At 63.5% G+C, this 24,271-nt stretch carries 23 protein-coding genes and 1 pseudogene; 18 read left to right on the forward strand and 6 right to left on the reverse strand.

Going from position 1 to position 24,271, the window contains the following annotated elements; all coding sequences use genetic code 11:
• The first annotated feature begins 8 nt into the window (after positions 1-8).
• Positions 9-455: a hypothetical protein gene (locus tag QA635_RS09180; RefSeq protein ID WP_283068411.1), complete on the forward strand. Its 447-nt coding sequence runs from the start codon at positions 9-11 to the stop codon at positions 453-455.
• Between the two features lie 532 nt (positions 456-987).
• Here the strand turns inward: QA635_RS09180 and QA635_RS09185 are convergent.
• Complete coding sequence (locus QA635_RS09185; RefSeq protein ID WP_283068412.1) at positions 988-1,224, reverse strand: hypothetical protein; 237 nt, start codon at positions 1,222-1,224, stop codon at positions 988-990.
• Between the two features lie 456 nt (positions 1,225-1,680).
• On the opposite strand from QA635_RS09185, the gene QA635_RS09190 reads away from it, so the two are divergent.
• A complete protein-coding gene (locus tag QA635_RS09190; protein ID WP_253606941.1) occupies positions 1,681-1,896 on the forward strand; it encodes a hypothetical protein in 216 nt (71 codons plus the stop codon).
• A gap of 318 nt (positions 1,897-2,214) precedes the next feature.
• Here the strand turns inward: QA635_RS09190 and QA635_RS09195 are convergent, their stop codons facing one another.
• Complete coding sequence (locus QA635_RS09195) at positions 2,215-2,883, reverse strand: outer membrane protein (protein WP_283068413.1); 669 nt, start codon at positions 2,881-2,883, stop codon at positions 2,215-2,217.
• Positions 2,884-3,851: 968 nt separating this feature from the next.
• Here QA635_RS09195 and QA635_RS09200 point away from each other — a divergent pair.
• Positions 3,852-4,121: pseudogene (locus QA635_RS09200) on the forward strand (nitrilase-related carbon-nitrogen hydrolase); the annotation flags it as partial.
• A gap of 9 nt (positions 4,122-4,130) precedes the next feature.
• Here QA635_RS09200 and QA635_RS09205 read toward each other — a convergent pair.
• The 4 genes from QA635_RS09205 to dctP all read right to left on the reverse strand — a co-directional run bounded on the left by QA635_RS09205 (position 4,131) and on the right by dctP (position 8,620).
• Positions 4,131-5,660: a class I adenylate-forming enzyme family protein gene (locus tag QA635_RS09205; protein WP_283068415.1), complete on the reverse strand. Its 1,530-nt coding sequence runs from the start codon at positions 5,658-5,660 to the stop codon at positions 4,131-4,133.
• Positions 5,661-5,692: 32 nt separating this feature from the next.
• Positions 5,693-6,976, reverse strand: a complete 1,284-nt coding sequence (locus QA635_RS09210) for a TRAP transporter large permease (RefSeq protein WP_283068417.1) — start codon at positions 6,974-6,976, stop codon at positions 5,693-5,695.
• A 108-nt stretch (positions 6,977-7,084) separates the two neighbouring features.
• Positions 7,085-7,588 carry a TRAP transporter small permease gene (locus QA635_RS09215; protein ID WP_057017373.1) on the reverse strand — a complete coding sequence of 168 codons (504 nt, stop codon included), beginning with the start codon at positions 7,586-7,588 and terminating at the stop codon, positions 7,085-7,087.
• Positions 7,589-7,597: 9 nt separating this feature from the next.
• The gene (gene dctP / locus QA635_RS09220; RefSeq protein ID WP_283068418.1) at positions 7,598-8,620 is read right to left on the reverse strand and encodes a TRAP transporter substrate-binding protein DctP; all 1,023 of its coding nucleotides are present in this window, start codon (positions 8,618-8,620) and stop codon (positions 7,598-7,600) included.
• A gap of 377 nt (positions 8,621-8,997) precedes the next feature.
• Between dctP and QA635_RS09225 the strand changes: the two genes are divergently transcribed.
• The 15 genes from QA635_RS09225 (at position 8,998) to QA635_RS09295 (ending at position 24,258) form a co-directional block, all read left to right on the forward strand.
• Complete coding sequence (locus QA635_RS09225) at positions 8,998-10,185, forward strand: ABC transporter substrate-binding protein (RefSeq protein WP_283068419.1); 1,188 nt, start codon at positions 8,998-9,000, stop codon at positions 10,183-10,185.
• Between the two features lie 10 nt (positions 10,186-10,195).
• Entirely contained in the window at positions 10,196-11,062 is an 867-nt protein-coding gene (locus QA635_RS09230) for a branched-chain amino acid ABC transporter permease (RefSeq protein ID WP_283068420.1), read from the forward strand.
• Between the two features lie 4 nt (positions 11,063-11,066).
• Entirely contained in the window at positions 11,067-12,104 is a 1,038-nt protein-coding gene (locus QA635_RS09235) for a branched-chain amino acid ABC transporter permease (protein WP_283068422.1), read from the forward strand.
• The gene (locus QA635_RS09240) at positions 12,101-12,859 is read left to right on the forward strand and encodes an ABC transporter ATP-binding protein (RefSeq protein ID WP_253606946.1); all 759 of its coding nucleotides are present in this window, start codon (positions 12,101-12,103) and stop codon (positions 12,857-12,859) included. The genes QA635_RS09235 and QA635_RS09240 overlap by 4 nt, the downstream gene beginning before the upstream one ends.
• Positions 12,859-13,551 (forward strand): ABC transporter ATP-binding protein, encoded by a 693-nt coding sequence (locus tag QA635_RS09245; protein ID WP_283068427.1) that lies wholly within the window; start codon positions 12,859-12,861, stop codon positions 13,549-13,551. Before QA635_RS09240 ends, QA635_RS09245 begins: the two co-directional genes overlap by 1 nt.
• Positions 13,551-14,945: an MmgE/PrpD family protein gene (locus QA635_RS09250; RefSeq protein ID WP_283068429.1), complete on the forward strand. Its 1,395-nt coding sequence runs from the start codon at positions 13,551-13,553 to the stop codon at positions 14,943-14,945. The genes QA635_RS09245 and QA635_RS09250 overlap by 1 nt, the downstream gene beginning before the upstream one ends.
• Positions 14,942-15,751: an SDR family NAD(P)-dependent oxidoreductase gene (locus QA635_RS09255; RefSeq protein ID WP_283068430.1), complete on the forward strand. Its 810-nt coding sequence runs from the start codon at positions 14,942-14,944 to the stop codon at positions 15,749-15,751. Before QA635_RS09250 ends, QA635_RS09255 begins: the two co-directional genes overlap by 4 nt.
• Positions 15,752-15,830: 79 nt before the next feature.
• The gene (locus QA635_RS09260; protein WP_283068431.1) at positions 15,831-16,994 is read left to right on the forward strand and encodes a CaiB/BaiF CoA transferase family protein; all 1,164 of its coding nucleotides are present in this window, start codon (positions 15,831-15,833) and stop codon (positions 16,992-16,994) included.
• Complete coding sequence (locus QA635_RS09265; protein ID WP_283068432.1) at positions 16,984-17,778, forward strand: enoyl-CoA hydratase/isomerase family protein; 795 nt, start codon at positions 16,984-16,986, stop codon at positions 17,776-17,778. The genes QA635_RS09260 and QA635_RS09265 overlap by 11 nt, the downstream gene beginning before the upstream one ends.
• A 13-nt stretch (positions 17,779-17,791) precedes the next feature.
• Positions 17,792-18,727: a hydroxymethylglutaryl-CoA lyase gene (locus QA635_RS09270; protein WP_283068433.1), complete on the forward strand. Its 936-nt coding sequence runs from the start codon at positions 17,792-17,794 to the stop codon at positions 18,725-18,727.
• An 11-nt stretch (positions 18,728-18,738) separates the two neighbouring features.
• On the forward strand, positions 18,739-19,941 hold the full coding sequence (locus tag QA635_RS09275; protein ID WP_016844204.1) for an acyl-CoA dehydrogenase family protein: 1,203 nt from the start codon (positions 18,739-18,741) through the stop codon (positions 19,939-19,941).
• A gap of 11 nt (positions 19,942-19,952) precedes the next feature.
• A complete protein-coding gene (locus QA635_RS09280) occupies positions 19,953-21,326 on the forward strand; it encodes an MmgE/PrpD family protein (protein WP_283068434.1) in 1,374 nt (457 codons plus the stop codon).
• The gene (locus tag QA635_RS09285) at positions 21,323-22,147 is read left to right on the forward strand and encodes an aspartate/glutamate racemase family protein (protein ID WP_283068435.1); all 825 of its coding nucleotides are present in this window, start codon (positions 21,323-21,325) and stop codon (positions 22,145-22,147) included. The genes QA635_RS09280 and QA635_RS09285 overlap by 4 nt, the downstream gene beginning before the upstream one ends.
• Positions 22,144-23,031: an MBL fold metallo-hydrolase gene (locus tag QA635_RS09290; RefSeq protein ID WP_283068437.1), complete on the forward strand. Its 888-nt coding sequence runs from the start codon at positions 22,144-22,146 to the stop codon at positions 23,029-23,031. Before QA635_RS09285 ends, QA635_RS09290 begins: the two co-directional genes overlap by 4 nt.
• Positions 23,032-23,250: 219 nt before the next feature.
• On the forward strand, positions 23,251-24,258 hold the full coding sequence (locus QA635_RS09295; RefSeq protein ID WP_225158765.1) for a LacI family DNA-binding transcriptional regulator: 1,008 nt from the start codon (positions 23,251-23,253) through the stop codon (positions 24,256-24,258).
• Positions 24,259-24,271 lie beyond the last annotated feature (13 nt).

Consider the following 24,271-nt stretch of genomic DNA (forward strand, 5'->3'; position numbering starts at 1 on the left):
GATGAGTCGTGCCCAAGGTCGCGAACGAAATTGCGCGTCGCGCAATGAACGATCAGCTCGGCAGCGTGGCCGGGCGCCGTTGGCAACGTTTTTGCGGTGACGCGAGGCCCCAGTCCAAGCTGGGGGAATTCGGATTCATAATGACGCCACGAATCGTTGTCACGAACGTACAACCGTATTTGGGGATGACAATGCGGGCAAAAAAAGTGGAAAGGGCGGTTGGTTCCAACCAATCGTTGCTTGAGCTGCTCCAGGCAGAACTTGCAGCCCTCAATTCGCAAATCGAAGCGATCGAAAAGACACGGGCAGAAACGCAATCGATCGATGAGTTGAGAGAGTGTGCGATCCGCGCGTGTCGACGGATTGACGAGATTCGTTCCGTCGTTGCCGCCGAACAGTCGAACGACGCGCCCAACAGCGCAACTCCTGAATCTCCGTCTACGGTTGCTCGTTGAAGCATGCCGGCCGCGTGGTCCGTCTCTCGGCTTCCTGGGCGGTAGACGCGGTCAAGGCGCTGGCCCGAGGGGCGGCGATGCTCCGCTCGCTCGTCTGCGGCGATCGTCCTGAAGGCGACGCATCTCGACTTGCGTCATGCGCTTGGGCACCAGCCCTAACCAAAATCGTCCCTTCGATCCCGACAGCCGCGCGTATCGCAATCAGCCAACTTCCGGGTGTAGCGCGATCAGCAAGATCGCCACCGCGACCACTGCGAGCCAGCATTCAGCGGCGATGATGGCCCATTCGGTACCTGTTCGAGCTTTCATTGGCGCCACCTTTTTCGACGGCTCCGACGTGAGTCTGAGGGGTTTCAACGTCGGAGCCGTCTTCGCCAGTGCTTCGGACTATCCGAGTTTGATGCGCTGTGGGGCTCGGCTGATCCGAGTGACGATCAGATCACACTCGGCCTTGGATGGAAGTGCACTTTGTGCCAGCGCAACCGGTTCCGTTGCCGAGGTTGCATCGAAATTCATGCGCAACCCATGCCGCCTATCGTGCGGCACCCAATTGTGTTGCCGCCAGTGCATTCCAAGCCAGGCCGAAGCTCAGTCCGATGGACGACACTTGATCCGCGTTGAGCGCAAGCCTGATTTCCCATCCGCGTCCATGCTGGCGTGAAATCAAAACTTCGGACGACCCAAATCCGCGCACGTCGCGTTTCCATTCGCGCAGCATTAGAATCAATTCCTTCTCTTCCGCGCTCACTTCTATTCTGGACATCGCCATCACCGCATCAAGCCACCCCAACCGGCAAAGCTATTGAGCGCCTCAACGCCGCGTCAACACGCGCGCGTGCATATCCGACATTGGCACTCGATGGCTGTCACCCATCTCGCAAGCTCCGCTGACGCAAGCGACGGCCCCGACGTGCTGTCTGAGGGCCGCGCCGGAGCCGTCTTTGCCAGTATTTCGGATTGGCCGAGCCGATGCGCGTGCTCGGTCGATCCGATGTACGCAATGAGATCACAACCGCCTCGTGATGGGATGTGCAGTCCGTGCCAACAGCACGAGTTCCATGGTCACGATTGCATCATAATCAATCAACAACCAAAACGCCCACGCGTGTTGCTGTTCCATCGAATGCGTTTCACTTTGCATTTTCCTCGGCGGTGGTGGGCGACTCATGATCCAGCACTGGACTCGCAAAGTGTGTCGGCTAGCACTCGCCGGGGAACGGAGGCCATGATGAAACGCTGCGACCGCAAGCGCTCCGACATGACGCCGTGCGTGATTACCGACGGCGCGGATGCCTATAGCTTCGAGAGCGATCAGGACACCCACCCGATCTGCGTTGGCTGCGGTCGCAGCCCGCAAGTGACAGGCGTGGCGCCACCCGCCGATTGGGCTGAGCAGGTTGCCGACTATCTGAAGGCCGTGCAGATCAGGCAGCGGCGCTGAAGCCTCGCAGCGCGCGGCGCCCATGCAGTAGATCCGACGGGCCTGCCCAATCCACCAGCCCGGCCGAACCGCTCGCAACGGGCCTCGTGTTCGCGCTCGATCAGCCCGATGAGCGCTAGCTGCCATCGTCCCTTGCAGGTCAGTTCCATGACGCATTGATCGTCGTGCGTCATGTCGTCACGGATCAGTCCGTCAACGTGCGTCAATCGACCGCGCAACAAGAGGCTTCCAATCCGGAAGGAACCATCGCTCCAACGAAAAAGCTCCGGGCCTTTGATTGGCCCGGAGCTTTCATGTCGCTTTGAGTTAAGTGAGCGATCAGTACCTAGCGACGGCGGGGCCGCCCAGGTTGAACCTGTAGTTCAAGCCTGCCTTGATGGTGTGCTGGTCGTTGCGGAAGCTGCCGATAAAGCCGAGAGAATCGGACACGTTGACGGTGCCGAAGTCATAGTACTGGTATTCGAGCTTGCCCGACCAGTTCTGGGTAAACATGTATTCGAGACCGGCACCGACGGTGTAGCCGTCACGGCCGCCGTCGCCGCCGAAGCCGTTCGAGAAGCGCGTGTCAGCCCAGGCATAGCCGCCCTTGACGTAAAGCAGCGCCGGACCCCAGGTGTAGCCGAGGCGTCCGGTTACCGAACCGAGGCCACGATTAGCGAAGCTCGAACCGGTATCCAGAAAACTATAGTTGGCTTCAAGACCCATCACCCAACTCGGCGCGAACTGGTAATCATAGCCGGCCTGCACGCCGCCCATGAACACACCGTCGTTGCCACCGCCGAAGCCGGGGGCGAGGACGTTATCGTTGCCACCGAACGCACCACCGACGTGGCCACCGATGTAGAACCCGGTCCAATTGTAGATCGGGGTCGGAGCAACATAGGGCGGAGCCTTGGTGTAGGGCTGCGGCGCGAGATCAGCCGCGGAAGCGGGCGCGACCGCGCCGAGCGCGATCATGCTGGCGGTGACAAGCAGAATTTTCTTCATCTTTTCATTCCAACTTTCTTGTACTGGCCCGGCCCCAAGTTCATCGCCTATCAGACACGTGCGGAATTGCTGTAACTTGGCTGCAACAGGCGGTGCCAAACGGGGGCTGCTAACGACAAAGGCGAGGGACGCTTGGCGTTAGGCGAGCTTGGAACTTTCGTGACGCGGATTATGCATTGCAGATCACATCCCGGCGCAACGCGTCGGTGGATAGATGACTATCTTCGCATGGAACTAAAGCGAGCTCGAAGACGACCGAGAGCGAAGCGCGGGCCTGCAGTGCTTGTCGAGCCAAAAGGAAGAGTCACTACTGCCGCTGACACACGACGAGAGGGGTTGCCGTCAATGCCGAGAGGCATGTCGTTGATCTGTCCTACACAATAGCGCGATGAGGAGGGCTGCTGACATCTGACGCGCGATGAATTCAGGCAGAATCCGCGCGAAGGTAGAAGCTTCGATCTCGGAACTCTTCGCCTGGCTGCAACCGGAGCGGCACGACATCCCGATGGCCCGTTGATACTGTCGGGCTTCTGTCCCGCAGCGGAACGAAATGGGAAGCCCCGACGCATACCAGCCCCGCGCCGCAGTCTTTTTGCGTGCACGCAGCATCCCGCCCGATATCTCTGACAGATTGATCCAGCGATAATGCAGGGCAGCGTCCCGACGATGGGAGTCCTGAACCAGGCTGTGTCAATTACCGGAGAGGATGTAGCGGCAGACTCGGCCAATGAGCCACGAAATAAGGCCGAGGACGGCGATGAAGACTCCAACTATTGGGGCAAACGCCACGTCAAAAACGCCACCTGAATTGTGCATTACGATCGCCGTGATGGCGCCGGTGGCGATGCAAATGGCCGCAACAATGCACCCGATCAGATAAAGGGCATTCCCAAGTCTAGCTGTCTTTGTGGGCCGTTGTTCCAACTGCTTCGCCTTTACCCTCAATTCGATCCCGAACAGGCGGCGGATTGCTCCTGGGCGGTGGCGAGAACAATGTTTATCTGGCGTTTGCGAATGTGGTCGATCCGGCGCGCGGCTTCCTCGGTGCGAGTGCGGTGCTCGGTCCGGACAACTTTGCTTTCCCGCGACAGGAAACCGCGATCCTCGATCAGGAGGAGAGTGCCATCGCGACGATCGACACGAGCAATCTCGAAACGCCGTATCCGACCAATATAGTGCGTCGCAAGGATCACGTCGTGATGCGCTTGCCACATCATTATCTGCCTTTGGTGACGTAGCACCAGTAGTTAGGAGCGCTTCTCGAGCCGCGGCCGCGGCCCTTCGGTGATGCGGAACCGGGACAGCACGTCGGTGCGAATGGCGCCGCGGAGGATTTTGCCGATCCCATTGCGCGGCAATTCGTCGAGGGCAATCAGCAGGCGCGGACGCTTGTAGTCGGTCATGTTCGGCACCACGCGATTGATGCGCTCCTCCCAGCCTGGTGCGGGATTTTCGACCGCTGCCAGAATGACCTCGCCCCAATAGTCCGAGGGAATGCCGACCACCGCGACTTCCGATGGCTGCAGCGCCGGCGCAAGCAACCGTTCGACCTCTTCCGGCGCTACTTTGTAGCCGCCCGACTTGATGACGTCGGCGCTACGGCCGGTGAGGTGCAGCCGGCCGCGTGCATCGAGATAGCCGAGATCGCCGGTTTCGTGGAATTCATTCGGTGCGAGCGCGCTAAAACCCTCGGTGGTGAGATACCCGGTCATCAGGTGTTGTGCACGGATCAGAACCTCGCCGTCGCCGCCCGCCGCGGCCGGCCGGCCGTCCTCGCCGCGGATGACGATTTCAACACCGGGAGCGGGCCAGCCGACGCAGGCGTCCTCGCCTCCGGATGCATACCAGGACTCGGTCTCCTCGGCTTCGAGTACCGTGATCGGATTGAATACTTCGCTCTTGCCATAGGTGACCCGCACCACGGGGCCGAACATCTCCCTTGCGCGCGCATAGAGCGTGGGCTTCAGCACCGCCGTGCCGCAGAAGATCGTGCGCAGCGACGAGAACTGGCGCGTGCCCGCGGCAGCCACGATCTTTGCCAGCACGGTCGGCGGCGCAAACATCGCATCGCATGCGCCGCGTGCGAGGATATCCAGCACGCGCGCCGGGTCGACGCCGTCGAGCAGTGTCACGGCCGCACCCGACGACAGGTAGGCATGCGTCATCAACGAGGAGCCGTGCGAGAATGGCGTCATCAGCAGGACATTGCTGTCGGCATCCGGGCGGGACGGCAGGTTCGCCCGCAGCAATATGTTGGCCGTCCAGCGGCCGATCTGGCTGTGAACCGCGCCTTTCGGGCGTCCGGTGGTACCAGAGGTGAAGACGATACGCGCCGGCGCGTCGCCGTCGACCTGCGGGAAGGCGGCCGGATCCAACGCGGTCCGTTCGATGCTTTCGACCTCGATGATGCTCGGACCGCCGGCAGCCTTTTCGGTCGCGAAGGCCGCGCCGGTGATCAACAGACGAACGTTGGAGACCGCGAGGCAGTAGGCGCGCTCGTCGCTGCTCAGCGCAGGGTTGATCGGGACTTCGACAGCGCCCGCCAGCATGACGCCGAAAGTGGCCGCAACGGCGTCCACGCTGTTGCGGAACAATGTAGCCACGGCATCTGTCGGGCCGATCCCGGCCTGGATCAGGGCATCCGCAACGCCGGCGGCTTTGGCGAACAACTCCGCATAGGACGTTGTTCCGGCGGCGTCGACGACAGCCGGCCTGTTGCCGTAGCGGAGCGCGAGCGCGGAGAATTCGCCGGCCCAATGGATTGATTTCGATGACATGCTCGAACTCTCCGTCGAGACGATCCGCGTTGCTAGCCCGCGCCGTAGACCAGATTGGGCAGCCAGAGCGAAAGCTGTGGGACATAGGTGATGATCGCAAGGCACAGCAGCAGCAGGCCGAGGAACGGCAGAACGCCGCGCACCACTTCGGTGACGGGCGCCGTCGAAATCGTGGCCAGCACGTAGAGGTTCAGTCCGACCGGGGGATGAACCAGCGCGATCTCCATGTTGTGGGTGAAAACGATCGCGAAATGGACGGGATCGATTCCGAGCGGTTTCAGCGCAGGCGCAAGGATCGGCATCACCACCAGCAGCGTGGCGGCGACCTCGAGAAAGCATCCGAGCACGAGCAGCAGCACGTTGATCGCGAGCAGGAATTGCCAGGGATGAAGCTGGTTGTCGAGCGTGAACTTCACCAGCGAGGCCGGGATGCCCGAGTCCGTCATCCAGTGGCCGAACGCCAAAGCGGTCGCGACGATGATCATGATCGTCGCGGCGCTCTTGATTGCCTCGGCGATCACCTCGAGCGTCTGGCTGACCTTAAAGCCGCGATAGAAGAACAGGCTGACGAGAAGAGCCACCGTGGCCGAGACCGCGGCTGCTTCGGTGACCGTCATCAGGCCGCCGTAGATTCCGACCATCACGATGAAAGGTACGCAAAGCGCGGGCAGGGCATTGAGACTCATCCGCACCAGTTCGGCGCGAGGCACGGACGGTTGGCGCGGCAGCTCATACTTGTGCGAGTAGTAGAACACCCAGCCGAAGAACATCGCTGCCTGCAGCAGCCCGGGCATGATGCCGGCCAGGAACAGGCGCGGTACCGATTGCTCTGCGATCAGTCCGTAAAGAATCAGCGACAGGCTGGGAGGAATCACGATGCCGATCGTGCCGGATGCGCCGACCACGCCAAGCGCAAAATGACGCGGATAGCCGCGCTCGATCATCGCCGGCACCAGAATGGTGCCCATGGCGAGCGCAGTCGCAACTGAGGAGCCGCAGATCGCGGCAAACAGGGTACATGACACCACCGTCACGAGACCGAGCGCGCCCCGCAATCGTCCGAACCAGGCGATCGCGACATCGACCAGCGCCTTGGCGACGCCGCCGCGCCGCATGAATGCGGCGGCCATCACGAACAGCGGCAAGGCCATCAGTGTGCTCGAATTCATTTCATCGGCGATCTTCTGCGCGATCGCCACCAGAGGCTGGTCGCTGAAACCGAACAGGACTGCCGCGCAGAGACCCAACACCAGAAAGATCGGCATTCCCGCGCAGAGCAGCCCGAAGAACATCAGCAGGAAAAGCATCGTCCACATCGTGTCGGTCTCGTTGTTGCTGGACCTGAAGCGTCCCGATGCGGGACCACGACGGTCAGTTTGCCGATGGCAGATCGGTCATCAAGACGGCTGACGATCGTCGATCGCTCAGTGATCGTGAACGGCGATGACCATGGTGGCGGGATCGAAGCGGAAGACGAGCAAATAAAGCTTGATGACGTAGCGCAACAGCATCAGCACGGCGCCGGTCAGGATGGCCGAGTAGTAGATCCACATCGGGAATTCGAGGCCCGTGATGCTGCGCTCGTCGAGGCTGCGGGCGACGTCGGCAACCTGGAAGCCGCAATAGGCCAGGCCGCCACAAAACAAGATCGCGACACAGCAGTTGAACGCCTCGACCCATCTTTGCCCTTGCGGCGGCAACAGTCGCAGCACGACGTCGGGCCTGACATGCCCATCGGTCCGGACCAACTGGCTCGACGCCAGAAACACCGCCCAGACCGTCAGATAGACCACTACCTCCTCGCCATTGATGAAGGCGAAATTCTTGTTCACGTAGCGACCGATGACCTGAGCGGTCCCGACCGTCAGCGCGGCGGCACCAAGAACTCCTATCAACAGGAGTTCAAGCCTGTTCCAGATCTTCATCATGGGTGGCAATCAATGGCCGACGGTCGTTACATCCGCCTGCACCTGCTGCAGCAAGGCGGGCGAAATCCGCAACTCCTTCGCGATGCTGTCCTGCAAAGGCAGCATCTTGGCGCGGACCTCAGCGAGCGCGCTCTCGGACGGCGAAACGAACACGATGCCGTTCTTCTCCAGCGTGTGGCGTGCCTCGGTCTGAGCCTCTTCCATGCTCTTGCGGTAGACCTGGATGTTCTCCTGCCAGAGATCGATGACCAGCTTCTGGAGATCCGGCGGCAGCTTCTTGTAGAAGCTCTCGCTGATCATCGGCACGTAGAACCCGACGAATTCGCGATCCGCAAAGCCATACTTCACGCCGGATTCCCAGAGCTTTGCGCTGGCAAGGCTTTCATCGGTCGAGCTCAGCCCGTCGAACGTGCCTTGCGAGAGCGCCAGCGGAACGTCCGGCCAGGCTGTGACGTTCGGTGTTGCATTGAAGAACTTGGCCCGCGCCGATTGTCCGGCACCGCCGGAGTTGCGGATCTTCATACCGGCCTGATCGGCGAAGTCGCGGATCGCCTTGTTGGTGCTGTAGGTGTTTTGATATCCGAGCTGCAGCCAGGGGCCGAGCAATTTGACATCGAGCTTGCTCTCGAATTGCTTGTTGATGATCTCGCCGATCTTGCCGTCGGCAGCAGCATAGACCACCGGGTAGGGCTGCCCAAAAAATGCCGGCAGCTGGAAGACGTCTGCATCGGGGACGAAGCCGGTCAGCACCCAGGTGCCGGGGATCGCCATCTCGACGGCGCCCTGACGCAGCGCCTTCACCACGTCGCGGTCGCGAAACAACTGGCCGCTGTGGAACAGCTCGGTCGTGATCCGGCCGCCGGATTTTTCCTGCAGCTTCTTCAGGTAGTCGGCGGCAGACAATGTCCGTCCGTGTGCCGCCGACGTGTCCACCGAAGCCCGCAGCTTGAACTGAGGTTCGGCTGCTAGCGCTCCCTGGCTGCACTGAATCGCAAGCACGGCAAGCACGGCCGTCACGGCGCCCCGCTTCATCGAGTTTCTCCCCTTGGCCGTCGTCTTCTGTCCGCGACGGGTCACGGAAGCTAACGGGCAGGCCAGGTTGATTCAAGTGGAACGTTTCATTGCATAGGTGTGTCAGTAGCGGTGCGTCGTTTGGAGTTCTAATGGATCATTCACTCGACAGAACAAACTACTGTTATCATTCATATTTATTGCATGTCCGGAACGGTGGCTCATCTCAAGCATAGCTGATCTGCCCTATTTTTCATGAAACGTTTCATTGACAAGGCGGCCTCCGCGCGCCTAGCGTCCCGGCGCCGAGCGATACGCGCGGCCCCGGAGCGGAACGCTTCGGGTTTCCACGCAACAAGTGGACGGCGCATGAGCCGCAACAAATTACGGGGGGAGTGATGAGCACTACGCGGAGAAATCTGCTGTTGTCCGGCATCGCCATCGGCGCTGCGCTGGCCAGTTCGAATGTTTCGGTGATGGCGGCGGGACAGGAATTGACGCTCGGCGTCGTCGGCGTTCTGTCGGGTCCCGCTGCGCAATGGGGCCTCGCGCTGCGCGGCGCGGTCGAACTAGTCGCTGCCGAGGCCAACCGGGACGGCCTGATCAAGGTCGACGGGGCGCCATGCAAGGTCAACGTCGTTGCCATCGACAGCAAATACACGGCCGAAGGCGCCGCCGCTGCAGCCAACACGTTGGCAGGGCAGGGCGTTAAATTCATCATCGGCCCGATCGGCTCGCCCGAGCTCACCGGCGTGAAGCCGATCGCCAAGCGCAATTCGATGCTGGTGATGGGCAACGGCTACGCCAAGGATGCGCTGTCGCCGCAGTTGCCACTGGTGTTCCACATGGGGCCGGGTCCTTCGGGCTGGGCCGAGCCGATCATCAAGATCGCCAAGCAGAAGTTCGGCATGAAGAGCGTGGTGCTGGTCGCGCCGAACGACCAGGGCGGCACGGATATCGCGAGCGTCGACGCCGACGCATACAGGAGAACCGGCATCACCGCTTCCGAAGAATATTATCAGCGTGGCACCACCAATTTCGCGCCGATCGTGACCCGGATCATGAACGCGAAGCCCGACGCCGTCGATCTCGCTTCATCGCCCCCTGGCGACGCCGGCATCATCGTGAAGCAATTGCGTCAGGCTGGCTTTGAGGGGCCGATCGGACGTCTCGGCGGTCCGGGATACACCGAAATCTCCCGCGTCGCCGGTGGCGACGAGGTGCTGAAGGACTTCTATTGGTACGAGCCGGTTCTCATCGACGAGAAAGTGCAAATGATCGCCGACGAGTACAAGAAGCTGCTCGGTGCCGAGCGGCCGGAAAACAATCTGTTCTTTCAGTGGGTCTCCGCCGCCCGCATGGTAACCAAAGCCATCGCCAAGGCCGGTACCATCTCGGACACGGCCAAGGTTGCCGAGGCCCTGCGATCGTTGCCGGTTGAGGATCCCAATATCGGTCCCGGTCACTGGATCGGGCAGGATTTCTTCGGCATCAACCAGGAACTGTCGTTCCCGTTCGGCGTCGGGCTCGTGGAAAAAGGCAAGCTGCAACCGACCATCAGGGTCGAAGCGGCCGGCGGCAAGTAGCGGGTACTCCGTGCAAGGTTTTGTCGCCACCTGCCTCATCGGCATCAGCCTGGGTGCGCAGTACGCGCTGCTCGCCCTCGGCTTCACCCTGATCTTCGGCATTCTCGGAGTCGTCAATTTCGCGCATGGCGGCTTCTACGTTCTCGGAGGATATCTCGCTTATTCAGCGGTGACCTATCTTGGCATGCCCTACGCGCTGGCGGTGATCTGCGCGGCGCTGGGCACCACGCTGCTCGGATTCCTGTTCGAACGCTTCGTACTGGATCGCGTGATCGACGATCATCTGGCGACGCTGATGCTGACGCTCGGCCTCTATTTGATGATGTCGAGCGGCATATTGGTGGTGTTCGGACCGCAATCTCCGGCCTTCGCCTTTCCATTGACCGGTGTCATTCACGGCCATGGCTTCTTTGTGCCGATCGAGAATCTCGTGGTGCTGGGCGTCTGCATCATCGGGATCCTGTCGATCTACGGCCTGATCTATTACACCGATTTCGGCCGCGCGTTGCGTGCGCTGGCCGATGACCGCGCGGTGGCGACGGCGCAGGGACTGCGTCCCGCGATTCTGTTCCCGGCCGCCTTCGCCCTGGCGACGGGGCTCGCCGGCCTCACCGGCGCGCTGGTCACACCGATCCTGTCGCTTGCGCCGCATATCGGCGATCCCGTACTGGCGACGTCCTTCCTGATCGTCATTCTCGGCGGTCTCGGTAGCGTCGGTGGTGCGACAGTCGCGGCTTTCATCGTCGGCATGGCGGAGGCGTTCTCTGCGGTCTATCTCGGTGGCTCGAAGGGCGCACTCGCGCTGTTCGTGCTCGTCCTGGTCATGCTGGTCGTCAAGCCATCGGGTCTGTTCGGTCACCGGGTTCGGGGAGCTTGAGCACATGACAGCCCGCACCCTTTCCAAGCGCGGCGACCTGGCCGAGGCAGCAAGCGTCGTGGTTATCGCGGCCGCTTTCGTAGTCCCCTGGCTCAGCCAGAACCCGATGGTCTATTCGCTGGCCAACCAGATGCTGATCGCGATTACGGCCGCGTTCAGCGTCTACATCATGCTGCGCATGAATCTGATGACCTTCGCGGTGCCGACCTTCATGGCGATCGGCGGTTACACTGTCGCGATCCTGGGGCTTCGTCACGGCGTGACCGATGTGCTGCTGCTGGGGCTTGCGAGCTTCGTGGTGCCGGCGCTGTTCGCGCTGCCGCTCGGCGCGCTGGTCCTCCGTCTGACCGGCGTCTATTTCGTGCTGGTCACGTTCGTCCTCACCGAGATCACGCAACTGTTGCTGTTTGAAACGCCGGGATGGACCGGCGGGTCCAATGGACTGGTCGGGATGCCGGCCGTGACGCTGTTCGGGCTGGAACTCGCCGACAACCGCGCGGTGCTGCAGGTCACGATCGGCCTGGCGCTCGCCGGCGCTATCGTCACCGCTGCGGTGACCCGCACGCTGCGCCAGCATTTCGCGGCGATCGAGGAGAACGAACTGCTCGCCCAGAGTCTTGGTCTTGTCGTCTGGCACTACAAGGCGTTCGGCTTCGCCATCGCCGCGGGCGTATCCGGGCTCGCCGGCTTCGCCCTCGTCAACATGCTGCTCACCGCTCATCCGACCTCGTTCAGCGCGCTGTCATCGGTCAACTACATTGCCTATGCGATCATCGGTGGGAAGAGCAGCATGCTTGGCCCGGTTGTCGGTGGCGCTCTGCTGATCTGGGCGGGAGACGTCTTCGCATTGCGCGGGGAGTATTCCCAGTTCCTGTTCGGCTTCCTGATCGTGGTGGTGGTGCTGGTCGCGCGCGAGGGCGTCGTCGGGACGATCCATCGCCTCGGCGTCCGCGTGCTTTCGCCATCGTCGCCGTCGCGGTCCTCCACCGTCGCCTCGTCGCCGACGCTGAGCGTGCCCAATGCGATGGAGCCCCTGCAATGACGACTGAACGCACCGGACGGACCGACGGCGGCGCGCTGCTCGAGGTCGCAGCCATCTCCAAGCGTTTCGGCGGGCTGCATGTCTTCGACAATGTCAGCTTCGCCATCCCGCCAGGCGACGTCCTTGGCGTCATCGGGCCGAACGGCGCCGGCAAGACCACGCTCATCAATGTCATTTGCGGCATGTTGCCGCCGACCACCGGCCGGGTGCGGCTCGACGGCAAGGATATGACCGGCAAGCCGCTGCATGCCGTCAGTCGCATGGGAATTATCCGCAGCTTCCAACAGACCAACACCTTCCGCATGGCATCGGTCCGCGAGAACATTTCGCGGGCCCTTCGCTTCAGCGGCAGTGGGCCCGGATGGGACAGCGTCGCGCCGCTGATCGACGAGTTCGAGCTTGAACCGCAGCTCGACGAGCAGAGCGACAAGCTGCCGTACGGGCTCCAGAAGATGCTCGGTCTCATTCTGGCCTGCGCCGCCCGGCCGAAAGTCCTGCTGCTCGACGAGCCGGCGGCCGGCCTCGAGCGGCGGGAGCGCCTGCGGGTCGATGCTTTCGTGCGCCACGTGAGGACGGAGCTCGGTTGCGGGGTCCTGATCGTCGAGCATGACATGGATCTCGTGCGCCGCCTCTGTCCGAGAATACTGGTGCTCGATTCCGGTCGTGTCCTGGCCGAAGGCGCTCCGGCCGACGTCCTGGCACGCAAGGATGTCATCGACGCCTATCTCGGGACAGTGGATGAGGAGGCGGCCTGATGCTGGCGGTGAAAGACCTCGAAGTCCGCTATGGCGGCATCACGGCAATCAGCGGCGTCTCGATCGACGTCGCCGAGGGCGAGACGGTGCTGCTGATCGGCGCCAATGGCGCCGGCAAGTCGAGCCTGATCAACGCCATCATCGGTCTGGTCAAGGCCTCGCATGGCAGCGTGCGCTTCGCAGGCCGTGATCTCAGTGCCGTATCCTGCGATGGGCGCGCGCGGGCCGGAATTGGGTATTCGCCCGAAGGGCGCCGCGTATTCCCGACCATGTCGGTCGCTGACAACGTCCTGAGCGGCGCCTGCTGGCACGGCGGAGCGAGCCAGCGTCAAGCCTGGGCCTGGCTTTGTGGCATCTTTCCGATCCTGAAGGAGCGCGCCAGCCAGCCGGCCGGACAATTGTCGGGTGGACAACAGCAAATCGTCGCGCTGGCGCGCGCCATGAGTTCGTTTCCCAAGCTGCTGCTGCTGGATGAACCCTTCCTCGGGCTCGCGCCGGTGTGGATCGCGCAGATCAGCGAGGCGATCCGCCATATGCAACAGCGCGGCACGACCATTCTCATGACCGAGCAGATGGCGCGTCCGGCGCTCAAGCTTGCCACACGCGGCTACGTGATGCGCGGTGGCGAGGTCAGGCGGAGCGGCACCGTCGCCGAAATTCGCGACGTTGCGCTTGCCGAGGAGTATTTGTGATGTCCGCTACTTTGAACGCCACTGCGCTGCTCGGGACCTTCGCCGCAACGACGTCGGCGAGCGAACTGTCCCCGGATGTCGCCACGAAGGCAGCCATTTGCCTGCTGGACTCGCTGGGGCTCGCGCTCGCGGCGCGACACGAGCCGACGGCCGCGGCCGCGCGCGCGATGTCCGCGGAGGTGCTGCCTGGACCGCGCACCGCGCGCATCTGGGCGAGCGGCAAACATGCCGCGCTGTCCGAGGCGGTTCTCGCCAACGGCATTGCCGTTCACGCCCATTTTCAGGACGACACCGACCACGATTCATGGACGCACCCGGGATCCCTGATTGCGCCGGTCGCGGTGTCGCTTGGCGAAACGCTGGATGCGCCGCTGCGCACCGTATTGACCGCTCTCACGGTCGGCTATTCCGCGCTCAAATGGCTTGGTGCGGGTGAAGTCGTTGCCCGCGGCCTGATCGGCCGGGGCGTGCGGACCAGCCCGACCTTCGGCACGATCGGCGCCGCGGCGGCGGCCGCAGCCGCACTTGGGCTCGATCCACCGAGGTCCACCAGCGCGGTTGCAATCGCGGCGTGCACGACCGGCGGCACGCTGGAGCCGGTGCGCTGCGGCTCCGACGAATGGCGCGTACAGAACGGGCGCGCCGCCCAGGGCGGGCTGGTGGCCGCGGAGCTTGCGGCGCGCGGCGTCCAGGGGGCGCCCGATGCGCTGGAAGGACCGAAGGGGTTGTTGCGCTCGCTTGCCGGCCTCGATCGCACGCCAGAACAATGGCAGCGAGGCCCCGATGTCGCGACGATGATCGGCATCATGGCAAAGCCGTTCGCAACCCTGGGCGACAACATGTCGGCGGTGCTGGCGGCGCATGTGCTTCACCGCGACGGCATCGATCTGTCGCAGGTGAAGCGGATCACCGTGACGATCTGGGAGCCCTATACGCAATATCCGGGAACGTCCTTCAAGGGACCGTTCACGCGGACGGTGCAGACCCAGGCCAGCACCGCCTTTGCGGTCGCCGCCATGCTGCGTTACGGCCGCCTCGACTACGAGATGGGCGTCGAGCACCGCCAGGACCGGGAGATCATGGCACTCGTCGGAAAGACGATCGTCGAGCCGGACGCGGTCGGCACCCATCTCGACGCGACCGTCGAGTTGGAGATGGAAAATGGTGCGCGTCTTCGCCGGACCGCGCGCGAGGCGCCCAAGGTTCTGGTGTTCCAGGACGAAGCCCGCGCCACCGAGGTTTTTGATAGCCGCCTGGCCGGCACCGGAATTCCGGCCGGCGAAGGCGCCAGCCTTGCGGCCGAGGTTTTCGCCTCGGCACGTAGTGGCGGATCGATGCCTGTGCGCAGGCTGCTCGACCGCCTGACCCGATCTCAAAGGGATGCGATCCAATGAAACTTGGACTTGAAGGCAAGACTGCGATCGTCACCGGCGGCAGCAAGGGCATTGGTCTCGAGACCGTACGCCTGCTGGCGGAGGAGGGTGTCAAGGTTCTGGTCTGCGCGCGCCGCGAGGACGCGCTGGCCGAATGTCGTTCTGACGTCGAGCGGAGCACCGGCGTCAAGGTCGAAACGCTGTCGCTTGATGTGACCGATCTGAAGCAGATCGAGCGGCTGCCGGCGGTCGCCCGCGACCGTCTCGGCCGCATCGACATCCTGGTCAACAATGCCGGCACCGGCACCTACAAGCCGTTCCTCGAAGTCACCGACGAGGAATTGCAGTACGGCATGGCGATCAATTTCTTCGCTCAGTTCCGTATCTGTCAGCGCATCATCCCGATCATGATCGAGCAGAACGGCGGCAGCATCGTCAACGTGTCGGGCGAAACCGGGATCATGGTGACGATGCCGCCGTTCCTGTCGTCATGCACCGGTCCGGCCAAGTCGGCAGAAATCCGCTTCTCCAAGATTCTCGCCAACGAATTCGGGCCGCACAACATTCGCGTCAACTGCGTCGTTCCCGGTTTCGTCAATACTCCGGAACGTTTTGCAAAATGGGAGCGCGAACTCGCCAAGCGCGATCTGGGCGAAGAGGAGGCGGAAGCCGAACGCAAGCGCTGGTCGGAAAACAATTCGATGCGAAACACGCGCTGGGGCACGCCGGAGGAACTCGCCAATTTGATCGTCTTCGCGCTGTCCGACCGCGCGAGCTTCGTCAACGGCGCGGTGCTGGTTGCCGACAATGCGCAGGACAAGTCGTGAAGGCGACGCCGCTCGACATGATGAATCGATTGATGACAACAGGAACGGCGGCGGCCCTTGCGGAAGCCGGGAGGATTTGATGGACGTTGACAAGCCGCTCGCTGGTATCACCGTGGTTGAACTCGGACACAGCGTGGCCGCCCCCTATGCCGGACTGATTCTGGCCGATCTCGGCGCGCGTGTGATCAAGGTCGAAAATCCCAAGAGCGGCGATTATGCGCGTGGCTGGGGGCCGCCGTTCTGGAACGGAACGGCAAGTGTGTTCCATAGTCTCAATCGCGGCAAGGAAGGCATCACCGTCGATTTCGGCGCGGCGGAGGATTGCGAGAGGCTGAAGTCGCTGATCCTGAACGAGGCCGATGCCGTCATCCAGAATCTGCGACCCGGCATTCTGGACAGGTTTGGTCTCACCGCGGATGCGCTCAGCGCCGCGAAGCCATCGCTGATCTGGTGCGACATCGGCGCGTTCGGCGCCAAGGGGCCGCTCGCCAGCAAGCCGGGCTACGATCCGCTCGCCCAGGCCAGCACCGGCATCATGAGCGTTACCGGCGAGGGCGGCCGGCCGCCGGTGCGTGTCGGCGTCTCGCTGGTCGACATGGGCTCCGGCATGTGGGCAGTGATCGGCATGCTCGCTGCGTTGGTGGCGCGCAACAAGGGCGGTCAGGGTCGCAGCGTTGCGACCTCGCTTTACGAGACCGGGCTCGCGTGGATGACCGTTCCGCTGGCCGGCTATGCGGCGTCAGGTGAGGTGCGCAAGCCCTATGGATCGGGCACCGCGGAAATCGCGCCCTATCAGGCATTTGAGGCGTGCGACGGATGGCTGATGATTGCAGCCGGCAACGACAATCTGTTCCGCAAGCTGTGCGTGGCGTTGAGTCTCGAGGCGCTTGCGCATGATCCTGACTTCGCGACCAACGCGGCAAGGGTCGTCAACCGCGAACGACTGATCCCGCAAATCGCGGCCGCGGTGCGTAAGTATACGGTCGATGCGCTTGGCGGCATTCTCGACGGAGCCGGGGTTCCCAATGCACCGCTGCTGACCACCGATCAAGTTGCGGAGCATCCGCAAACCCGCGCCCTCGACATGATGGTGCGATGTGCTGGCGACGATATCGATCTCGTCGGCGTTCCGCTTGCCTTCGACGGTACGCGACCGCGCGCACGCACCGCTGCGCCGGCGCTCGGCCAGCACAATGCCATTCTTCGAAAGCCTGCGAGCAAGGGAGCCATCAATGCGAACTGATTTCCAGACCATCAAGGTCGAACGGCGTGATGGCGATATCCTGCTGGTGACGTTGCACCGGCCGGAAGCGTCGAATGCGATGAACACCCAGATGGGCCTCGATCTGGTGGAACTGTTCGAGGGCTTCTCGACCGACATCGAGGGGTTGCGCGCGGTGATCCTGACCGGGCACGGCGACAAGGCGTTCTGCGCCGGGGGCGATCTGAAGCAGCGCAACGGCATGACGGACGAGGCTTGGCAGGCACAGCATCTGGTCTTCGAGCGCATGCTGCGCGCTCTGCTGGGCTGTCCGATTCCCGTGATCGGCGCGATCAATGGTGCGGCCTATGGCGGCGGCTGCGAGATCGCGGCTGCGCTCGACTTCGTCTACGCCTCGACCAATGCACGCTTCGCGCTGACCGAAGTGACGCTCGGCATCATGCCAGGTGGCGGCGGCACGCAGAATCTGCCGCGCGCCGTCGGCGAGCGCCGCGCCAAGGAATTGATCCTGTCCGGGCAGCCGTTCTCGGCTGCCGAAGCCGAGCAGTGGGGGCTGGTCAATCAGGTGCTGCCGCCAGGGGAATTGCTGGAGGCGACCTTCGCCATCGCCCATCGCATCGCTGCCAATGGCCCGATCTCGGTGCGCCAGGCCAAGCAGGCGATCCATCGCGGTTTGCAGATGTCGCTCGCCGATGGCCTCGCCTTCGAGATCGAGGCCTACAACCGTCTGGTCCCGACCGCGGACCGGCGCGAAGGGGTGCTGGCGTTCAACGAGCGCCGCAAACCCAACTTTCAAGGCAAGTAGGAGGAGGCGCGAAATGCGTGAGAAAGCCCATGTTCGCGAGGTCGGACCCCGCGATGGCATTCAGATGGTCAAAACCATCCTGCCGAGCGCGCGCAAGCTGGCCTGGTGCCGTGGCGCGGTGGAGGCCGGAATCCGCGAGATCGAGGTGAGTTCGTTCGTGCCGGCCAAGGTGATCCCGCAATTTGCCGACGCGGAGGAGGTGGCCCGCGGCGCGCTGGCGATGCCGGGCTTGCGGCCGTCGGTTCTGGTTCCGAATCTGAAGGGGGCCGAGCGCGCCTTCGCGCTCGGTGTGCCAATCGTCAACTACGTGCTGTCGGCGAGCGAGGAGCACAATCAGGCCAATGTTCGCCGCAGCACCGAGGAGTCGCTGCAGGACTTCGCGCGCATCGCCGCGGCGCGCGATCAGCGCCCCGGAGCACGAATCGGACTTGGTGCGGGCATCGCGACCGCGTTCGGCTGCACCATCTCGGGGGCGGTATCGGAGGCACGAGTGGTCGAGATCGCGGTGCGGCTCGCCGGGATGGGCGCCGACGAGATCATCGTCGCCGATACGGTCGGCTATGGCGATCCGGGTCAGGTTCGCCGCCTGATGGGCGCGGTGATCGCAGCGGTGCGTCCACTGCCGGTCGCCTGCCACTTCCACGACACGCGCGGTCTCGGTCTCGCCAATGTGACGGCGGCACTGGATGCGGGTGTACGCGCCTTCGACGCATCCCTCGCCGGACTCGGCGGCTGTCCGTTCGCACCCGGCGCCACGGGCAACATCGACACCGAGGATACCGTCTTCCTGCTCGAGCAACTCGGTTTCGATACCGGCGCCGATGTCGAGCGGCTGGTTGCCTTGCGACGCGAGGTCGAGAGCTGGCTGCCCGGCGAACGGTTCTCCGGCGCGATCGCCCGCGCCGGCCTGCCCAAAACGTTCCGCGTGTCGGCCAGCGCGGCCGCCTGAAAGGATATGACATGAACTATCACGACGCCGCCCAAACCGCCGACATGGAGGTCACCGTCGCGTTGGGCGAAGATTTCTCCGACCTGCGCAACACGGTGCGGCAGATCTGCAAGGGCTTTCCGGGCGAATACTGGCGCAAGCTCGACGATCAAAGCGCCTATCCGACCGAATTCGTCGCGGCGTTGACGGAAGCGGGATTCCTCGGCGCGCTGATCCCGGAGGAATACGGAGGTTCGGGCCTGCCGCTGCGTGCGGCCGCGGTAATCCTCGAAGAGATCAATGCGAACGGCTGCAGCGCCAGTCCCGCGCATGCCCAGATGTACATCATGGGTACGTTGCTCCGTCACGGCAACGAGACCCAGAAGCGGACCTACCTGCCGGAGATCGCGGCGGGCCGGCTGCGGCTGCAGGCCTTTGGCGTAACCGAACCCAATACCGGCTCCGATACCACCCAGCTCAAGACCCGCGCCGAGCGTCAGGGCGACGTCTATGTCGTCAACGGCCAGAAGGTCTGGACGTCGCGGGCGCTACACTCCGACCTGATGCTGCTGCTGGCGCGCACCAGTCCGGTCGATCAGGTGAAGCGGCGCACCGACGGACTTTCGGTGTTCCTCGTCGACTTGCGTGAGGCCAAGGGCAACGGCGTCGAAATCCGCCCGATCAAGGCGATGGTCAATCACAACACGACCGAGGTGTTCATCGAGAACCTGAAAGTGCCGGTCGCCAATCTCATAGGGGAGGAAGGCAAGGGCTTTCGCTACATCCTCGACGGCATGAACGCCGAGCGGATCCTGGTCGCCTCTGAATGTGTGGGCGACGGACGCTGGCTGCTCGGCAAGGGCGTCGCCTATGCCAATGAGCGGCGCGTCTTCGGCCGCTCGATCGGCCAGAATCAGGGCATCCAGTTTCCACTGGCGCGTGCCTACGCCGAACTCGAAGCCGCCGACATGATGTGCCGCCGTGCCGCCGCGCTGTTCCAGGCCGGGCAGCCCTGCGGAGCAGACGCCAACATAGCCAAGCTGCTGGCGTCGGAGGCCACCTGGAAAGCGGCCGATACGACATTCCAGACCCATGGCGGATTCGCCTTTGCGCAGGAATACGACGTCGAGCGCAAATGGCGTGAGGTCCGTCTTTACCAGACAGCCCCGATCTCGACCAACATGGTGCTGGCCTATGTGGCGCAGCACGTGCTCGGTCTTCCGCGTTCCTACTGAGGAGACGACCCATGCTGGATATCACGCGTCAGACGGCGAATTTTGTAGCCGGCCTCAAGCTGTCCGATCTGTCCGGCCGCTGCCGCGAGGCGGCGCGGACCGGCATCATCGACTGCGTCGGCGTCATGATCGCTGGCGCCGCCGAGCAGCCGGTGCGGATCGTGTCGGCGATGGTGGCCGCGTCCACCCAGAACGACGGCGCACCCGAGGTTCCGTCGGGCCGCAATCTCGCGGCGCCGGATGCCGCGCTCGTCAACGGCGTCGCGGCGCATGTGCTCGACTATGACGACGTGGCGCTGGCCGGACATCCGAGCACTGTGCTGGTGCCGGCCATCCTGGCCGAAGGCTGGTCGCTCGACTCCAGCGGCGCCGACGCGCTAGCCGCCTATGCCGCGGGCTACGAAGTCTGGGCGCAGGTCATTGCGTTGGAGCCCGGTCACCTCCATGAACGCGGCTTTCACCCGACGGCCGTGATGGGCGCGCTCGCCACCGCGGCCGCCTGTGCGCGGCTGCGCAAGCTTGACTCCACGAAGACCGCGCATGCGATCGCGATCGCCGCCTCGCTCGCCTCCGGACTGGTCGCCAATTTCGGCACGATGACCAAATCGCTGCATGCCGGCCGCACCGCCCAATCCGGCGTGCTTGCCGCGCGCCTTGCCGATCAGGGATTTACCGCATCGCTGGACGTGCTCGAGCACCAAACCGGCTTCTTGCGCGCCCATTCGCCATCGGGCACGCCGGATATCGAAAACGGGACGATCGATCTCGGCCGCAACTGGCGGCTTGCCGATCTCGGCATCAATGTGAAGCGCTATCCGACCTGCTATGCGACCCATCGTTCGATCGACGCGATGATTGGCCTGGTGAATGCGCACAAGCTCAAACCCGACGACGTGAAGGAAATTCGGGTCCACACCGGCGTCACCCAAAGGCTGATGTTGCGCAACACCAACCCGCAGACCGGTCTCGAGGCCAAGTTCAGCATGGAATTCGCGATGACCGCCGCGCTGATCGCCGGCCGTGTCGGGCTGTCCGAGCTCACCGATGAGTTCGTCTCGCGGCCCGACGTCGGCGCTACCTTCGCCAAGGTCCGCTGCACGACGACCGACGAGATCATGCCGGGCGACCAGCCGTTTGCGCCGGCCGACCGCGTCAGCGTCGTATTGGCGTCGGGCGAAGTGCTTGAGCATGCGCCGGTGGTTCATGCCAAGGGCAGCTGGCAGCGCCCGCTTTCGCGCGACGAACTGCAGGATAAGTTCATGGACTGCGCGACCCGGGTGTTCAAGCAGGGCCAGGCCGCAGCACTGTTCGAGCAACTCTGGAATATCGAGGACCTCGGGTCGATCCGCTCGCTGCGCCTGACCAACGACCGGAGCGACGCATGAGCGCAGCAATGCCTGGGAAGGGATCGACGCCGCGCATCTGGCACCAGTCGGTCAACGAGCTCGATCATCTCGAAGTCTACAAGCGCGCGCTCGAGGCCCATGCGGCGGAAATCCTTGGCGACGACGCCGAGGTCGTCGTCCACGGGCTTCCGTCCAGATCATACGCCGGCGCTTCGGCCACTGCGGTGCTCGGCAATGCATTCGCCTATCACCGCATTCTCAGCCGGGTGATCGACAACGCGATCACCGCCGAGCGGCAGGGTTATGATGCCTTCGTGATCGGTTCGTTCAGCGAGCCGTTTCTGCGCGAGATCCGCTCCGCGGTGGATATTCCCGTCGCCTCGCTGACCGAGAGTGGTCTTCTGGTCGGCTGCTCGCTCGGCAGCTATGTGGCATTGATCTCCAATGCGCCGGCGGTGCAGTGGATGACCAAGGTTGCGGTCGACAAGCACAAGCTCGCCGCGCGTGTGCTGGAGGTTGCGGCGATGGATCCGCCGCTCGACGAGCCGCAGCTGGCGCGTGCTTACGCCGATCCGGCTCCGGTCATCGCAAATTTCACCGCCGCGGCCGAGCGCCTGGTGGCGCGCGGCGCTGACGTCATCATTCCGGCGGAAGGTGTGCTGGCGGAACTCCTGGTTCGTCACGGCGTCTACCGCATCGCCGGTGCTCCCGTGATGGACGTGTTTGCAGTCACCTGGGCCTACGCGCTGATGCAGATCAGGCTCTGGTCGAAGGCGCAACTTGGCGTGGGCCGGAGCTGGCACCACAGGCGCGACGATCCAGCGATCGTTGCAAGATTTTGGCAAGGGGACGCACAATGAGCACTTCACCCTCAACGCAAGTCGTAGGAGTCTATCACCGCAGGCTTGGCGATGCGCTGGTCACCGGCCTCAGCGACGGTTACGTCGACATGGGATACACGATCTTTCGCAATATCCCCGAGGAGGAAACCAAGGCCATTCTGGCGCGCGATCACCGCACCTCGCCGCCGCGCATCTCGGTCAACGCCTTTGCCGTGCGCATGGACAACCGGACCTACCTGATCGACTGCGGATCGGCGGATCTGATGGGGCCGACCTGCGGCCGTCTGCCGGCAAATCTCGCTGCCGCCGGCATCGATCCGGCCTCGGTCGACGCGGTGCTGCTGACCCATGTCCATCCCGACCATTCCAACGGGCTGACAGATGCCGCAACCGGAACGCGGCTGTTTCCCAATGCGGAAGTCATCGTCCATGAGAACGAGATCAATCACTGGTTCAACGACGAGGCGATGGCCAAGGCGGCCGAGCGGCCCCGGCGCCGCTATTTCGAGGCCGGCCGCACCCAGCTGAAGCCCTATATGGCTGCCGATCGCGTCAAGACATTCCGGAAGGGCGAGGTGCTCCCGGGCGTCACGGCGATCCCGATCCACGGTCATACCCCCGGCCACGCCGCCTATGTCGTATCGCGCGGCCGCGAATCAATGGTGGTTTGGGGGGACACGGTCCATGTGCCGGAGATCCAGGTTGCACGTCCGGAAGTGACAATGGAATTCGACACCGACCCCAAGGCCGCCGCGGCCGCTCGTCAGATGATGTTCGACATGGTGGTCACTGACGACATGCTGGTCGGCGGCATGCATCTGCATTTCCCCGGGTTCGGACATATGCGGCGTGAGGCAGGCCGGTACAGCCTGGTGGCAGAGCAGTGGGCGTTCGAAGTATGAGCCGCAATATCGTCGAAGCCGACGCCATCTGATCGTCCCGGTACAAGGACGGGAGGCCAGGCCGTTTGGATCACGGTGGAGAAATGCACAAATCATTTGCCTTCGGCCGGCTGATAGCACCTGCGGCCGAATTGGCTTCCGCGTATTGTGCAGGGGATTGAGATCTCAGCCCCGGTGATGGTGATGGCAGAACAGCAAACGGCAGGTCGCGGAAGCAAATTGACGATCCGCGATGTGGCGACCGCAGCGGGCGTTTCGACCGGCACGGTGTCGCGCGTGCTCAATGCCAATGCCACCGTCCATCCCGACATCCGCCGGAAGGTCCAGCGCGCAATCGATGATCTGGGCTATACGCCGAATGCGGTGGCGCAGAGCATGCGCATCCGGTCGACCCACACGATCGGCTGTATCTTGCGTGAGATCAACATTCCGCAACTCGCGGGCTTCGTCAAAGCCGCGCACGACGTGCTGGACGAGGTCGGCTTCTCGCTGCTCATCTCCAACTCGGAAGGCCGCAAGGAGCGTGAGCGAGAGCTGCTCAGCCGGCTGTCGCGGCGGCAGGCCGACGGCGTGATGATGGGGCCGTACACGCCGGTCGCCGGTGAGTTCGAGGCCTTCCTGCGCGATCTCGATATTCCGATCGTGCTGATCGATCGTGATCAGCCGGATTGGACTGATGCCGTTATGGCCGATCACGCCGAAGGGATGCGTGTCGCGGTCAGTCATTTGCTCGATCTTGGTCATCGGCGCGTGGCGCTGATCACCGGCGACGCCGGGCTCTATCCGGCGCGCGAACGCGTTCGCGGCTATCAGGAGGCTTTTGCCGCGCGAAATCTCGAGCCTGATCCTTCGCTCGTTCACGCCGGGAGCTTCCTGCCCGGCGCGGGATTTCGTATCACCTCGGCATTGCTCGGCCAGCGCAACCCTCCGACCGCGATCATTTCCGGCGGCATCGACATGTTGTCGGGCGTGCTGCGCGCGGTGCGCGGGCGAGGCCTGCGGATACCGGAGGACGTGTCGCTGATCGCGTCAGGCCATTCCGAGCTCGCCGAGCTCGTCTCACCGGCCGTCGCCATCATCGGCTGGGATCAGGCGGAGGTCGGCCGGATTGCGGCCGGCATGCTCCTCGATCGCATCCGAAACGACGGTCCGCACGAGCCGCGGCGCGTGCTCGTGCCCAACGAGTTCATCCCGCGCGCGTCGCTGGGGCCCCCAAGACGTACCTGAAGACTTGCCGTCC

The sequence above is a fragment of the Bradyrhizobium brasilense genome (assembly GCF_029714345.1).
GTDB lineage: Bacteria > Pseudomonadota > Alphaproteobacteria > Rhizobiales > Xanthobacteraceae > Bradyrhizobium > Bradyrhizobium australafricanum.

What these genes read in the sequence shown, in the direction of transcription:
- QA635_RS09185 (WP_283068412.1), bottom strand. Translation starts at nt 1,224, where the DNA reads ATGGCGATGTCCAGAATAGAAGTGAGCGCGGAAGAGAAGGAATTGATT.
- QA635_RS09190 (WP_253606941.1), top strand. Translation starts at nt 1,681, where the DNA reads ATGATGAAACGCTGCGACCGCAAGCGCTCCGACATGACGCCGTGCGTG.
- QA635_RS09195 (WP_283068413.1), bottom strand. Translation starts at nt 2,883, where the DNA reads ATGAAGAAAATTCTGCTTGTCACCGCCAGCATGATCGCGCTCGGCGCG.
- QA635_RS09205 (WP_283068415.1), bottom strand. Translation starts at nt 5,660, where the DNA reads ATGTCATCGAAATCAATCCATTGGGCCGGCGAATTCTCCGCGCTCGCG.
- QA635_RS09210 (WP_283068417.1), bottom strand. Translation starts at nt 6,976, where the DNA reads ATGTGGACGATGCTTTTCCTGCTGATGTTCTTCGGGCTGCTCTGCGCG.
- QA635_RS09215 (WP_057017373.1), bottom strand. Translation starts at nt 7,588, where the DNA reads ATGATGAAGATCTGGAACAGGCTTGAACTCCTGTTGATAGGAGTTCTT.
- dctP (WP_283068418.1), bottom strand. Translation starts at nt 8,620, where the DNA reads ATGAAGCGGGGCGCCGTGACGGCCGTGCTTGCCGTGCTTGCGATTCAG.
- QA635_RS09225 (WP_283068419.1), top strand. Translation starts at nt 8,998, where the DNA reads ATGAGCACTACGCGGAGAAATCTGCTGTTGTCCGGCATCGCCATCGGC.
- QA635_RS09235 (WP_283068422.1), top strand. Translation starts at nt 11,067, where the DNA reads ATGACAGCCCGCACCCTTTCCAAGCGCGGCGACCTGGCCGAGGCAGCA.
- QA635_RS09240 (WP_253606946.1), top strand. Translation starts at nt 12,101, where the DNA reads ATGACGACTGAACGCACCGGACGGACCGACGGCGGCGCGCTGCTCGAG.
- QA635_RS09245 (WP_283068427.1), top strand. Translation starts at nt 12,859, where the DNA reads ATGCTGGCGGTGAAAGACCTCGAAGTCCGCTATGGCGGCATCACGGCA.
- QA635_RS09250 (WP_283068429.1), top strand. Translation starts at nt 13,551, where the DNA reads ATGTCCGCTACTTTGAACGCCACTGCGCTGCTCGGGACCTTCGCCGCA.
- QA635_RS09255 (WP_283068430.1), top strand. Translation starts at nt 14,942, where the DNA reads ATGAAACTTGGACTTGAAGGCAAGACTGCGATCGTCACCGGCGGCAGC.
- QA635_RS09260 (WP_283068431.1), top strand. Translation starts at nt 15,831, where the DNA reads ATGGACGTTGACAAGCCGCTCGCTGGTATCACCGTGGTTGAACTCGGA.
- QA635_RS09265 (WP_283068432.1), top strand. Translation starts at nt 16,984, where the DNA reads ATGCGAACTGATTTCCAGACCATCAAGGTCGAACGGCGTGATGGCGAT.
- QA635_RS09270 (WP_283068433.1), top strand. Translation starts at nt 17,792, where the DNA reads ATGCGTGAGAAAGCCCATGTTCGCGAGGTCGGACCCCGCGATGGCATT.
- QA635_RS09275 (WP_016844204.1), top strand. Translation starts at nt 18,739, where the DNA reads ATGAACTATCACGACGCCGCCCAAACCGCCGACATGGAGGTCACCGTC.
- QA635_RS09280 (WP_283068434.1), top strand. Translation starts at nt 19,953, where the DNA reads ATGCTGGATATCACGCGTCAGACGGCGAATTTTGTAGCCGGCCTCAAG.
- QA635_RS09285 (WP_283068435.1), top strand. Translation starts at nt 21,323, where the DNA reads ATGAGCGCAGCAATGCCTGGGAAGGGATCGACGCCGCGCATCTGGCAC.
- QA635_RS09290 (WP_283068437.1), top strand. Translation starts at nt 22,144, where the DNA reads ATGAGCACTTCACCCTCAACGCAAGTCGTAGGAGTCTATCACCGCAGG.